At 67.5% G+C, this 12,399-nt stretch carries 11 protein-coding genes; 8 read left to right on the top strand and 3 right to left on the bottom strand.

What is annotated here, in order from left to right; all coding sequences use genetic code 11:
- Nucleotides 1–44: 44 nt before the first annotated feature.
- Nucleotides 45–1,913, top strand: a complete 1,869-nt coding sequence (cobT, locus tag IE224_RS13450; protein WP_191311077.1) for a cobaltochelatase subunit CobT — start codon at nucleotides 45–47, stop codon at nucleotides 1,911–1,913.
- Nucleotides 1,914–1,988: 75 nt separating this feature from the next.
- Here the strand turns inward: cobT and IE224_RS13445 are convergent, their stop codons facing one another.
- Complete coding sequence (locus IE224_RS13445) at nucleotides 1,989–2,792, bottom strand: NAD-dependent epimerase/dehydratase family protein (RefSeq protein WP_191311076.1); 804 nt, start codon at nucleotides 2,790–2,792, stop codon at nucleotides 1,989–1,991.
- Nucleotides 2,792–3,685 (bottom strand): glycosyltransferase, encoded by an 894-nt coding sequence (locus IE224_RS13440; RefSeq protein ID WP_229849381.1) that lies wholly within the window; start codon nucleotides 3,683–3,685, stop codon nucleotides 2,792–2,794. The genes IE224_RS13445 and IE224_RS13440 overlap by 1 nt, the downstream gene beginning before the upstream one ends.
- Nucleotides 3,686–3,833: 148 nt before the next feature.
- Here IE224_RS13440 and IE224_RS13435 point away from each other — a divergent pair, with 148 nt between their 5' ends.
- From IE224_RS13435 to IE224_RS13405, 7 genes are all read left to right on the top strand, one after another.
- Nucleotides 3,834–5,213 carry an FAD-binding oxidoreductase gene (locus IE224_RS13435; protein ID WP_191311075.1) on the top strand — a complete coding sequence of 460 codons (1,380 nt, stop codon included), beginning with the start codon at nucleotides 3,834–3,836 and terminating at the stop codon, nucleotides 5,211–5,213.
- A 45-nt stretch (nucleotides 5,214–5,258) separates the two neighbouring features.
- Nucleotides 5,259–5,564 carry a hypothetical protein gene (locus IE224_RS13430; protein ID WP_167622681.1) on the top strand — a complete coding sequence of 102 codons (306 nt, stop codon included), beginning with the start codon at nucleotides 5,259–5,261 and terminating at the stop codon, nucleotides 5,562–5,564.
- 105 nt (nucleotides 5,565–5,669) lie between these two features.
- Nucleotides 5,670–6,461 (top strand): glycoside hydrolase family 25 protein, encoded by a 792-nt coding sequence (locus IE224_RS13425; RefSeq protein ID WP_167622680.1) that lies wholly within the window; start codon nucleotides 5,670–5,672, stop codon nucleotides 6,459–6,461.
- A complete protein-coding gene (locus IE224_RS13420; protein WP_191311074.1) occupies nucleotides 6,434–7,096 on the top strand; it encodes a CPBP family glutamic-type intramembrane protease in 663 nt (220 codons plus the stop codon). Before IE224_RS13425 ends, IE224_RS13420 begins: the two co-directional genes overlap by 28 nt.
- A gap of 59 nt (nucleotides 7,097–7,155) precedes the next feature.
- Nucleotides 7,156–8,931: an aspartate--tRNA ligase gene (gene aspS, locus IE224_RS13415; protein WP_191311073.1), complete on the top strand. Its 1,776-nt coding sequence runs from the start codon at nucleotides 7,156–7,158 to the stop codon at nucleotides 8,929–8,931.
- A 69-nt stretch (nucleotides 8,932–9,000) separates the two neighbouring features.
- Nucleotides 9,001–10,350, top strand: a complete 1,350-nt coding sequence (locus IE224_RS13410; RefSeq protein WP_191311072.1) for a DUF1800 domain-containing protein — start codon at nucleotides 9,001–9,003, stop codon at nucleotides 10,348–10,350.
- A gap of 4 nt (nucleotides 10,351–10,354) precedes the next feature.
- Nucleotides 10,355–11,533 carry a DUF1501 domain-containing protein gene (locus IE224_RS13405; RefSeq protein ID WP_191311069.1) on the top strand — a complete coding sequence of 393 codons (1,179 nt, stop codon included), beginning with the start codon at nucleotides 10,355–10,357 and terminating at the stop codon, nucleotides 11,531–11,533.
- Nucleotides 11,534–11,536: 3 nt separating this feature from the next.
- Here IE224_RS13405 and IE224_RS13400 read toward each other — a convergent pair whose 3' ends face one another.
- Entirely contained in the window at nucleotides 11,537–12,271 is a 735-nt protein-coding gene (locus tag IE224_RS13400) for a response regulator (RefSeq protein WP_370528914.1), read from the bottom strand.
- Nucleotides 12,272–12,399: the final 128 nt, after the last annotated feature.

Raw genomic sequence — 12,399 nt, 5'->3', positions numbered from 1 at the left:
ATGTGCCCTTGCCTGACGGGCGCAGCGGTGTTCTATCAATCCTTATGAAAAAGTCCGACAACCCCGCCGACCCGTTCAAGAAGGCCTTGTCCGAGGCCACCCGCGCCCTGGCCGACGACCGGGAACTGAACGTCACATTCAGCGCCGATCCCTCGGGCGTGGCGGGCGACACGATGCGCCTGCCGCAGGTCAGCCGCCGCATGGGCCGCGACGAGGTGCTTCAGGCCCGGGGAACCGCAGATGCCCTGGCGATGCGGATGCGCCATCACGATGCCTCGACCCATGCCCGCTTTGCCCCCGCCGGCCCCATGGCCCGAGAGCTTTACGAGGCGATGGAAACCGCGCGCTGCGAGGCGCTTGGCGCGCGTGACATGCCGGGCGCATTGTCCAATATCGATGCCCGCATCGGCGCCGATGCCGAAAAGAAGGGCTATGCCCAGATCAAGGCGCCTGCCGACGCGCCGCTGGCGGTGGCTGCCGGCTATATCCTGCGCCAGGCCGCGACGGGCCGGCAGCTTCCCGGCGGCGCCCAGCATGTGGCGGATCTGTGGCGCCCTTTCGTGGAACAGCAGGCGGGCGGTTCCCTGGCGCATGTGAACGAGGTGCTTGCCGACCAGGCGGCATTCGCGCGCCTGTCGCGGCAGGTCATCAGCGACTTGGGCTATGCCGACCAGCTGGGCGACGATCCCGACCAGCCGGACGAGGACGACGCTGACGAGAATGCCGAGCAGGACGAGGAAGCGGGCGACAACCAGTCCCGCGACCAGGACGACAGCGAGGATGCCGAGGCGTCTCCCGAGCGGTCGCAGGAACAGCAGCAGGACGAGCGCCAGGCCCAGGTCAGCATGGACGACCAGTCCGACGAGCAGCTGACCGACGAAGCCGAGATGCCCGAGTCGGAAACCCCGCCCGACCTGCCGCCCCCGGTCAGCGAGGCGAGCGCCGACTACAAGGTCTTCGCCCAGACCTGGGACGAGGAGATCCGCGCCGAGGACCTGGCGGACCCGGCCGAACTGGAACGGCTGCGGGCCTATCTGGACAAGCAGCTGGAACCCCTGCGCGGCGCGGTGTCGCGGCTGGCCAACAAGCTGCAGCGCCGTTTGCAGGCCCAGCAGAACCGCAGCTGGGAATTCGACAAGGAGGAAGGCGTTCTGGACGCCGGTCGGCTTGCGCGCGTGGTGGCGAATCCCACCACTCCGCTGTCCTTCAAGGTCGAAAAGGATACCGAGTTCCGCGACACCGTGGTGACCCTGCTGATCGACAATTCGGGTTCGATGCGGGGCCGGCCCATCAGCATCGCGGCGATTTGCGCCGACGTGCTGGCCCGCACGCTGGAACGCTGCAGCGTCAAGGTCGAGATCCTGGGCTTTACCACCCGTGCCTGGAAAGGCGGCCAGTCCCGCGAGGCCTGGCTGCAGGCGGGCCGTCCTGCGCAGCCGGGTCGGCTGAACGACCTGCGCCACATCATCTACAAGTCGGCCGACGCGCCCTGGCGGCGGGTGCGGCCGAACCTGGGGCTGATGATGAAGGAAGGCCTGCTGAAGGAAAACATCGACGGCGAGGCCCTGGAATGGGCCCACAAGCGGCTGGTCCGCCGGACCGAGGCGCGCAAGATCCTGATGGTGATTTCCGACGGGGCGCCGGTCGACGATTCGACCTTGTCCGTCAATCCGGCGAACTATCTGGAGAAGCACCTGCGCGACGTGATCGCCATGGTGGAAAAGAAGCGCATGGTCGAGTTGCTGGCAATCGGCATCGGCCATGACGTCACGCGCTATTACGAACGCGCGGTCACGATCACCGACGCGGATCAGCTTGCAGGCGCAATAACCGAGCAATTGGCGGCCCTGTTCGACAGCGATCCGCGCAAGCGTGCGCGGGTTCTGGGCATGGCCTCGATCCGCCGGGCCTGATCCTTGCGGCATTGGCGGACAGGGGGTCATCGGACCCGCTGCGGACGCCTGGGGCGCCCTAGCCCCGAGGATGTTCTAGCACAGAAGATGGGGCAAGGTGGCGCGCAGCCTTGCCATGCCGCCGGGCTTCCAGCCGAGCGCCAGCAGCCGGTCGCATGACTGGATGCGCAGGGGCGCGGAATCGGCGCGCGCCGGCAGGGGATGGGTGCAGCCTGTCAAGGCCTGGACCTCGGCCAGAAGGTCATGGCGGTCGAGGATGATGTCGCTGCAATTCACCTGGCCGGGCGGCGCGGGCTGATCCAGAAGCAGCATGATCGCCGCGGCCAGATCGTCGCCGTGAACCTCGGTGGCTATCCGGGGCGGGACCGGGCGACCCGCCAGATAGTCGCTGAACAGGTCGCGCCACTTGCCGGGCAGGCCATAGACGCCCGTTGCGCGAATCGATGTGCCCCTGACAGGCAGTTGGGCAAGATAGGCCTCGGCATCCGCCTTTACCTGGCCATAAAGGTTGGCGGGGCGGGGCGGCAGGTCATCGGCCAGCTTGGCTCCTGCCGGATAACCGTCATGAACCGCGCGCGAGGACAGGAAGACGATGCGGCCTGTCCCGTCTCGGACGGCTGCGTCGAACAGGCGGCGGGTCCCGTCGCGGTTCAGGCGGAGGAAGCCGCCAGGGTCGTCGCCCTCGCCGCCGCGGTAACGGCCGGGGGCATGGGCGAAGGCACAATGGATCAGCGCGTCATGCCCCGACAGGTCGGGCGCGTGGCCCAGGTGAAAGCCGCTGCTGCGGTCGAGGCAGGTAACCTGGTGCCCCCCCGCCTGTGCCGCCCGCAGCACGAAGCCGCCGACGATCCCGGAGGCGCCGGTCAGGGCGATGCGCATCAGGCGGCGGGTCGGACCTGGGCTGCCAGGTCGGGCACCGGATGGCCTTCGGCAATGGCGCGCCACAGGTCGATCAGCGGGCGCAGCAGATGCGACTTGTCATGGTCCTGCCAGGGCTTTTCATACTGGAAATGCAGGATGCGGATGTCTTCCCAGCTCCACAGCTCGGGCATGTTCATCCACACGTATTGCAGCATGTTGTGATGGATCGAGAGGCCCTGCCAGTCGGGAAAATAATCCTGCAGGAAGGTCTGGTCGGTGCGCCGCCAGAAGACCCCTGGCCGGTCAAGATGCGCCATCATTGCGTTGAACGTGCGGAGGTTGGGCCGCGCCGTGAACACCCCCGAGTTCATGCGGTGAAAGCCGTCCAGCCCGTCATAGACATTGGGGGCGGCGCAGAACTCGGGCAGGTCGAACAGTTTCTCCACGCTGCGCAGCACCACGGCATCGGCGTCGATGAAGACGCAGCGCTCGTAATCGAGTTGCCACAGCCGCAGCTTGACGAAATTGTCCAGCGGCGTGTGGAAGTCGGGCTTGCCGCCTTGGGTGAAGGCCGCGCGGGCGTGCAATGCGTCGCGGGCATGGGCCCGGTCGAACCCGTCAGAGGTGGGCAGAAGATCCGCCCCGATCAGCCGGGCGCCATGCGCGCGCAGCCGCATCAGATGCGCCGGGCCAAGGCCGCGATGCATCACCACCAGATCGGCCTGCGTGCCCGTCAGCTTCAGCGACCGAAGCAGCGCCTCGGCCCCCGGCAGGTAATCGGGGTTCGTCACAAGGGTGACATAGGCGCGGTCGGACCGGGCCGCCGTTTCCGCGCGCAGACCCTGGGGCAGGGCGGTTTCGCTGTCGCCCGGTGCGGTGCGGTACAGCGGGGAAATCCGGTTTGTGTCCATCTGCGGTCCTGGAAAGTCCAATTTGGTCTGGCAACGGCTTTTGGCGCGACGTTATGGCACTTTTGTAAACCGTTGATGACAGAACGCGGTGGGGTTTGCCAAGTTTCATCTTCCCGCTAACCTGTTGGCAACAACCAAGGGAATGACCATGAGCTTGCCTGCCGAGACCGCCCAACGCCTGCGGGCCGTCCTGGGTCCGCGCTTGTCGGAAACCGCAGCCGACCGCGACCACCATGCCCAATCCGAGGCATTCCACCGCTCGCCTCCGCCCGATGCCGTGGCCTGGCCCGAGACTGCCGAAGAGGTATCAAGGATCCTGGGCATCTGCAACGAGGCCGGGGTTCCCGTGATCGCCTGGGGAACCGGCACCTCTCTCGAAGGGCACGCGCTGCCGCTTTCGGGCGGGCTGAGCCTGGATCTGTTGCGGATGGACCGGGTTGTCGAGGTTCGCGCCGAAGACATGCAGGCCAGCGTCCAGCCCGGCGTCACGCGCGAGGCGTTGAACACCGAACTGCGCGCGACGGGGCTGTTCTTCCCGGTCGATCCGGGCGCAAATGCCAGCCTTGGCGGCATGGCGGCCACCCGGGCCAGCGGCACCACGGCGGTGCGATACGGCACCATGCGCGAGAATGTCATCGCGCTGCAGGTCGTGCTGGCGGACGGGCGCATCATCCGCACCGGCACGCGTGCGGCGAAGTCCAGCGCCGGTTACGACCTGACCGGGCTGTTCGTCGGATCCGAAGGCACGCTGGGCGTCATCACCGAACTGACCCTGCGGCTGCAGGGCCAACCCGAGGAGGTGGCCGCGGCCGTCTGCGCCTTCGACAGCCTGGATCATGCGGTGGAATGCGTCAGCGCGACGATCCAGTCCGGCATCCCCATGGCGCGGATCGAGTTCGTCGATGCGGCAAGCGCCCGGGCCTTCAACCTGCATTCGGGCAGCAGCCTGCCGGAAAAGCCGCATCTGATGATCGAGTTCCACGGCAGCCCCGCCGCCGTGCGCGAGGATGCGGCACGCTTTGGCGAGATTGCCGCCGAGTTCGGCGCCGAAGGGTTCGACTGGGCTACCACGGCCGAGGATCGTGCGCGTTTGTGGCGGATGCGGCACGGTGCCTATCATGCCTGCCTTGCCCTGCGGCCCGGCGCCTCGGGGCTGATCACCGATGTTTGCGTGCCGATGTCGCATCTGCCCGCGGCCGTCCATGCCGCAGCCGAGGATATCGCGGCCGAAGGGCTGATCGGACCGATCCTGGGCCATGTGGGCGACGGCAACTTCCATTCGCTGCTTCTGGTGGATCCTGCCAATCCCGACGAGGTGGGCGCGGCCAAGCGGATCGCCACGCGCATGGCCGAACGCGCGCTTGCCGTGGGCGGCACGATCAGCGGCGAACATGGCATCGGCACGGGCAAGCGCGGATTGATGGGCGCCCAGCATGGCGAGGGCTGGGCCTTGATGGGGCAGATCAAGGCGGCGCTTGACCCCCGCAACATCCTGAACCCCGGAAAGCTGGTGCCCGACAGGAACTAGGCCTGCCTCCGGCAGTTGGCTTGCCAAGCTATCGGAGAAGATCACATGTCCCACAACGACAACAACCCGCAGCGTTCGGCCCGCCGCCATGTGCCGGCCCTGACGGCGATCGCCATCGTGCTGATCGCCGCCTTTGTGGCATTCATCGTGTTCAGGCCCGGCACGGACGAACAGAATGCCGGCATCTCGACCACGCCGCCACCCGAAGGCACCCCCCTGACCAATGCCGAGGGCACCGACGGAACGGCCCCGCCCCTGGTGTCGCCCGAAGGAACACCGCAACTGGAAGAAGGCGAAGCGCGCGGAACGGAAGCAGCCCCGGTCGCTGTGGGCGAACCTGCGGACCAATAGGCCGCTTCTGACGCACTCGTGACCGTCACGGCCCGGTGACTTTCCCTCACGACCTTGCGATAAGCCTGACCGAACAAGATCCGATCAGGACGTCACGGGGGCAGGATGAGGGTTCTATCGAAGCTGTTGATTGGGTTGATGCTGGTGCTGGCGGTTGCGTGCTCGCGAACGCCGGAACGGGGCGGATACCGGCCCGCGCCAGGGCCGGGCGCCAATCCTCAACTGGGCGATTCGGCGCCGCATGACTGGGGTGGCCGCCATCCCTACGGCCATGCCGTCCATGGCATCGACGTGTCGCGCTGGCAGGGCGATATCGACTGGAACCGGGTCCGCAACGCGGGCATCAGCTTTGCCTTCATCAAGGCCACCGAGGGGGGAGATCATTACGATCCGAACTTCCACCGCTACTGGAGAGAGGCTGCCGATGCCCGCATCCCGCGCGGCGCCTATCACTATTACTACTTCTGCCGCAGCGGGGCGGAGCAGGCGGCATGGTTCATCCGCCAGGTCCCGCGCGAGATCGGCTCGCTTCCGCCGGTCATCGACCTTGAATGGACCAATTCGCGGACCTGTCCCTATCGGCCCTCGCCGCAGGAAATCAAGCAGCAGGCCTCGATCTTCATGGAGATCGTGGGCCGCCACTACGGTCAGCGTCCGATCATCTATACCACGGTCGATTTCTACCGCGACAATCGGCTGGGCGACATGCGGGCCGAGTTCTGGCTGCGATCCGTCGCCAATCATCCCAGCGTTCCCTATCCCGGCCAGCGTTGGGCTTTCTGGCAATATACCGGAACCGGCATCGTGCCGGGCATCCGGGGCAATACCGACCTCAACGCCTTTGCGGGCAGCCGCGCGGATTGGGTGCGATGGTTGCAGACGCGCCTGACGCGGTAAGGCCGCGCACGCGGCTGTGGGTCGAGTTCGCGGCACTCTATGTCGGGGCGCCGCTGGCCATCGCGCTGTTCATGCCGCCCCATCTGCTGTTCCGCGCGCTTGCGGTGTTCAGCCTGGCCGGGATGGGCCTTTTGTGGCTGACCGGAGGCTTCAGCTGGCGGTCGCTGGTGCGCGGCTGGCGCCGACTGCCCTGGGCCGAGATCGCGGGCATCGCGCTGATCACGCTGGCTGCGGGCGCGCTGATCCTGTGGCAGACCCGGCCTGGCGCGCTGTTCGCGATGGCCCGCGCCCGGCCCGAGTTCCTGGGGGTGATCTGGCTGTTCTATCCTTTCCTGTCGGCCTTGCCGCAGGAACTGATCTTCCGCCCGCTGTTCTTCCATCGCTACGCCGCCATCCTGCCCCGGGGGCGGGCGGCCATCGCGCTGAACGCCGCGGTCTTTTCATTCGCTCACCTGATGTACTGGTCCTGGATCGTGGCGATCCTGACCTTCCTGGGGGGCTGGTTCTTCGCCCGTGCCTATCTGCGCCACGGCTTCCCCTCGGCCTGGGTGCTGCACGCGGTGGCGGGCAACATCCTGTTCGCGGTCGGCATGGGCGTCTATTTCTACAGCGGCAACGTGGTGCGGCCGTTCTGACAGGTTGACTTCCCGCCCCTGCCGCGCTTGATGCACGGCGGATTATTCGGGGAACGACCATGCACGCCTATCGCAGCCATACCTGCGGCGATCTGACCGCCGCCCATGCAGGGGAAACCGTCCGCCTGTCGGGCTGGGTCCATCGGGTCCGCGACCACGGGGGCGTGCTGTTCGTCGATCTGCGCGACCATTACGGCATGACGCAGGTGCTGGCCGACAGCGACAGCCCCGCCTTCGCCGCGATGGACAAGCTGCGCGCCGAAACCGTGATCCGCATCGACGGCCGCGTGAAGCTGCGCGACGCGTCCCTGGTCAACCCCAAGCTGCCCACCGGCGAGATCGAGGTCTACGCCACCGACCTGGAAGTCCTGGGCCCGTCGGACGAACTGCCGCTGCCGGTCTTCGGCGACCAGGAATACCCCGAGGAAACGCGCCTCGCCTATCGCTTCCTGGATCTGCGCCGGGAAAGCCTGCACAACAACATCATGCTGCGGTCCAAGGTGATCCGGTCCATCCGCAACCGCATGTGGGACCAGGGCTTCACGGAATTCCAGACGCCCATCATCACCGCGTCGTCGCCCGAAGGCGCGCGCGACTTCCTGGTGCCCTCGCGTCTGCATCCGGGCAAGTTCTATGCCCTGCCGCAGGCCCCCCAGCAGTTCAAGCAGCTGATCATGGTCGCGGGCTTCGACAAGTATTTCCAGATCGCCCCCTGCTTCCGCGACGAGGATCCGCGCGCCGACCGCAGCCCGACCGACTTCTACCAGCTTGACCTGGAAATGTCCTTCGTGAACCAGGAGGATGTTTTCGCCGCGATCCAGCCCGTGATCCAGGGCCTGTTCGAAGAATTCGGGGGCGGCCGCCCCGTCGATGCCAACTGGCCGCGCATCCCCTATGCCGAAGCCCTGCTGAAATACGGCAGCGACAAGCCCGACCTGCGCAACCCGATCGAGATGCAGGTGGTGTCCGACCACTTCCGCGGTTCCGGCTTCGGCATCTTCGCCAAGCTGCTGGAACAGGAAGGCACCGAGATCCGCGCCATCCCCGCGCCCACCGGCGGGTCGCGCAAGTTCGCCGACCGCATGAACGCCTTCGCGCAGCGCGAGGGTCTGCCGGGCATGGGCTATATCTTCTGGCGCAAGGCCGAGGATGGCTCGACCGAGGCCGCGGGTCCGATCGCCAAGGCGCTTGGCGCCGAGCCGACCGAGGCGATCCGCCAGCAGCTTGGCCTGGGCGAGGGCGATGCCGTCTTCTTCCTGGGCGGCAAGCCCGAGCAGTTCGAGGCCGTCGCGGGCCGCGCCCGCAACGAGATCGGGCGAGAGCTTGGCCTGACACAGGAAAACCAGTTCAAGTTCGCCTGGATCGTCGATTTCCCGATGTACGAGAAGACCGACGACGGCAAGATCGACTTCAGCCACAACCCGTTCTCGATGCCGCAGGGCGGGCTGGACGCGCTGAACGGTGATCCCTTGCAGGTCAAGGGCTATCAGTACGACCTCGCCTGCAACGGCTATGAACTGATTTCCGGCGCGATCCGCAACCACAAGCCCGAGATCATGTTCAAGGCCTTCGAACTGGCCGGCTATCCGGCAGCCGAGGTCGAAAAGCGCTTCGGCGGCATGGTCAAGGCCTTCCGCTATGGCGCGCCGCCGCACGGGGGCTGTGCTGCCGGCATCGACCGGATCGTGATGCTGCTGGCGGACGAGCAGAACATCCGGCAGGTCATCATGTTCCCGATGAACCAGCGGGCCGAGGATCTGATGATGGGCGCGCCCAGCGAACCCACCAACGAACAGTTGCGCGACCTGCGCCTGCGCGTCCTGCCGAAAGAGTGATCTGACATTCGCCTTCTGCGTGCATAACCTTGCGCCGGGGGAAGGCCCCCGCGTTGCAAGGGGGCGCGAATGCTGTCCTATCCCCAACTGGCCGCAATCCGGCTTGGCTATGGCCTGTCGCCCCTGGCCGACCCGCCCGCCGATCCGCAGGCCCTGGTCCGATCTGTCGGTTCGGCCGGACCGGACGCGCGCAGCTTCTCGATGGCGCGGGATTATCGGCCCCACCGGATCCGCAACCATGATCTGAACCAGCGGAAGGGGGGACCGGATCGGCCTGCGCTGAAGCGGCTGCGCGAAACGGTCCGGGACCTGGGAATGCGCGCGCCGCAGGTCAGGATCGCCCGCGCTGTGGATGACCGGGGCGGCTTCGGCGAACGCCTGGTGCAGTTCTGGGCCGACCACTTCACCGTCGTCACGGGCAACCTGTTCGACGCCGTGGCCTCGGCCGCCTTCGTGGACGAGGCGATCCGCCCGCACCTGGCCGGCCGCTTCGCCGACCTGATGCTGGCCGCCGAGACGCATTCCCGGATGATCACCTATCTGGACCAGGTGCAGTCGGTTGGGCCGAACTCTTCCGCAGGCAAGCGCGGGCGCGGCGTGAACGAGAACCTGGCCCGCGAGATGATTGAATTGCACAGCCTGGGCGCGGATTCAGGTTATGCGCAGGCCGATGTGCGCCAACTGGCGCTGCTGCTGACGGGGCTGACCTTCCGCCCGGTCCGCGACACCGGCAGCTTCTTCAACAAGGCTTGGGCCGAACCGGGCAGCTTCCGGGTCCTGGGCAAGGCCTATGAGCGCGGCGATGATGACGGCGCGATCCGGCAGGCGATCGAGGATCTGGCCGCGCATGATGCGACCGCGCGGCACATCGCCCGCAAGCTGGCGGTGCATTTCGTCGCCGATGATCCGCCTGCAGAATTGGTGGACAGGCTGGCTGGCGCCTTCCGCGACAGCGGGGGCGACCTGCCGACCCTTTATCTGGTCCTGGCCGAGGCCCCGGAACTGCGCGGCTGCTTCCGCCAGAAGGTGCGCCAGCCGCTGGACTATATCGTGGCAGCTCTGCGGGCCTGTGGACTGACGGGCGCGGATGTGCTGGCGCTGGATCAGCGCCAGTTCACGAACCTTGTCCTGGGCGGGATGGCGCTGATGGGGCAGCGGTGGGGGCGGCCGCGCGGACCGGACGGCTGGCCCGAGGATGCCTCGGCCTGGGCCACGGCCCAGGGATTGGCGGGACGGATCGACTGGACGATGCGCCTGCTGCCGAAGCTGCTGCCTGAGCCGCCGGACCCGCGCGCGGTGCTGGAGACGGCGCTTGGCGACAGCGCCTCGGAGGTGCTGCGCCGGGCGGTGCCGCGGGCGGAAAGCCCGGCCGAGGGGCTGGCGCTGATTTTGGCCTCGCCCGATTTCAACCGGAGATGACGCGATGCTGTCACGCCGCCTGTTCCTGAAATCCTCGGCCCTGATTGGCTGTTCGGCCGCGGCCCATCCGCTGCTGTCGCCCATGGCCTTTGCCGCCCTTCCAGGCGAGAACCGGCTGGTCGTCATCATCCTGCGGGGCGCGATGGACGGGCTGGACGTGTTCCAGCCCTATGGCGATTCGAACCTGCGCGGGTTGCGCCGGACCCTGTCCCTGGGCCCCGATGGCGGGGCGGCGGATCTGGACGGGTTCTTCGCGCTGCACCCGGCGCTTGCCCCGCTTATGCCGCTGTGGCGGTCGGGCGAACTGGCCTTCGCGCCTGCGGTGTCCACCCCTTATCGCGACCAGCGGAGCCATTTCGACGGGCAGGATCTGCTGGAGGCCGGGACCGGCACCGATGTCGAGGCGATGCGCCTGCGCGACGGTTGGCTGAACCGGCTGCTGCAGGCCATGCCGGGGGTGCAGTCGGAAACGGCCTATTCGGTGGGGCTGGACGACATGCGCATCCTGGACGGGGCGGCACCGGCGAAAAGCTGGGCGCCGCAGACGCGGTTCCGCCTGTCGGCGCAAGGCCAGCGGCTGCTGGCCGATGTCTGGCACGACGACCCGCTGTTCCGCCCGGCTGGGGACCAGGCCATCGACATCATCAACGGCAACCTGGCCCGGATCGAGACCGAGGCAGGCCCCACCCGCGACGCCGAGGCCCTGGCCCGCTTCACCGCCGACCGCCTGAACGCCGAGACGCGGATCGCCAGCTTCTCGATCTCGGGCTGGGACAGCCATGCGCGGCAGGGTCCGGTGATCGAACGTGCGTTGCAACGGCTTGGGGCGGCAATCCTGACGCTGCGCGCCGACCTGGGGACGAACTGGCGCCGCACCACGGTCCTGGCGATGACCGAGTTCGGGCGGACGGCGCGGGAAAACGGCACAGGCGGGACGGACCACGGGACGGGCGGGGCAATGCTTGTGGCGGGCGGCAACATCCGCGGCGGGCGCGCGATCGGGGGCTGGCCGGGACTGGCCGAAGGCGACCTTTACGCCGGGCGCGACCTGATGCCGCTGCGCGACATCCGCGCCCATGCCGCCTGGGTCATGCGCGACCTGTTCGACATCCCACGCGACGTGCTGGAGCGCAGCGTTTTTCCAGGCCTCGACATGGGCGACAGCCCGCGCATCCTGGGTTGATCGCTACATGCTGGCGACGCGGGCCAGGCGTTCCTGCACCAGGCCGCTGATCCGCGCCAGGTCGCTGGCCAGCGAGTGCCCGGCGTCATGGTCGCGGGCAAGGGCAGTGGCTGCGGCTTCCAGGACGGGGTCATGGGCCGACCGCGCGATACCCGCCAGGAAATGCGCGATGTAATCAACCGCTGCGGTGTCTTGGGCGGTGGCCAGGATCTCGGCCACATGGGCTAGGTCGTCGCGCAGGCCCGAAGGGTCGGGCTGGATCACCTCATCCGGCAGGATGCGCAGTCCGTGGCCCCGCGCCTCGGCCGGAAGGGCCGCCAGAATGGTCTGCTGGAAGACGGCCAGGCTCTCGATCGGCTTGGGCAGGAAGCCGTCGGCCCCCGCGGCCATGGCGCTGTCGGCCAGGTCCGGATCGCCCGAGATGCCCAGCAGGACGGGGACCCGAGGCTCGGTCGCGGCAATCTGGCGGATCAGGTCGGCCCCGTCGCCGTCGGGCAGGCCCAGATCGACGATCACCACGGCCGGGCGATAGGTCCGCAGATGCCGCTCGGCCGAACGCAGGCAATCCGCCCGGCGGATCCGCGCGCCCGAGCGAAGGCACAACAGCCGCACCGCTTCGCTGGCAAAGCGCGAATCCTCGACCACCAGCACGGTCAGGCCGGTCAGCGGCCGGTTCGGCGTCGAAACCCGCCACATGGGCAAAGTGTCGATCATGTCGGACACGATGTCTTTCTGCATGTCTTCATCCCCTACCGATGTCGCGTTTCCAGTTAGCCGCCGATTCGCTAAGAAGCCGTTAATGCCGCCGGGTTTTCCTTTCGCCGGTCCCGCAAAACGCCTAGAACCCCGCAAAACCGGAGGAAAAG

The sequence above is a fragment of the Paracoccus aerius genome, from assembly GCF_014656455.1.
GTDB lineage: Bacteria > Pseudomonadota > Alphaproteobacteria > Rhodobacterales > Rhodobacteraceae > Paracoccus > Paracoccus aerius.
The sequence above is the reverse complement of the archived record's forward strand: the minus strand, read 5'-3'. Positions and strand labels throughout refer to the sequence as shown.

Bases quoted from the DNA above. Each gene is read 5' to 3' on its own strand.
- cobT (WP_191311077.1), top strand. From the start codon at position 45: ATGAAAAAGTCCGACAACCCCGCCGACCCGTTCAAGAAGGCCTTGTCC.
- IE224_RS13400 (WP_370528914.1), bottom strand. From the start codon at position 12,271: ATGCAGAAAGACATCGTGTCCGACATGATCGACACTTTGCCCATGTGG.
- IE224_RS13435 (WP_191311075.1), top strand. From the start codon at position 3,834: ATGAGCTTGCCTGCCGAGACCGCCCAACGCCTGCGGGCCGTCCTGGGT.
- IE224_RS13430 (WP_167622681.1), top strand. From the start codon at position 5,259: ATGTCCCACAACGACAACAACCCGCAGCGTTCGGCCCGCCGCCATGTG.
- IE224_RS13410 (WP_191311072.1), top strand. From the start codon at position 9,001: ATGCTGTCCTATCCCCAACTGGCCGCAATCCGGCTTGGCTATGGCCTG.
- IE224_RS13420 (WP_191311074.1), top strand. From the start codon at position 6,434: ATGGTTGCAGACGCGCCTGACGCGGTAAGGCCGCGCACGCGGCTGTGG.
- IE224_RS13425 (WP_167622680.1), top strand. From the start codon at position 5,670: ATGAGGGTTCTATCGAAGCTGTTGATTGGGTTGATGCTGGTGCTGGCG.
- IE224_RS13445 (WP_191311076.1), bottom strand. From the start codon at position 2,792: ATGCGCATCGCCCTGACCGGCGCCTCCGGGATCGTCGGCGGCTTCGTG.
- IE224_RS13405 (WP_191311069.1), top strand. From the start codon at position 10,355: ATGCTGTCACGCCGCCTGTTCCTGAAATCCTCGGCCCTGATTGGCTGT.
- IE224_RS13440 (WP_229849381.1), bottom strand. From the start codon at position 3,685: ATGGACACAAACCGGATTTCCCCGCTGTACCGCACCGCACCGGGCGAC.
- aspS (WP_191311073.1), top strand. From the start codon at position 7,156: ATGCACGCCTATCGCAGCCATACCTGCGGCGATCTGACCGCCGCCCAT.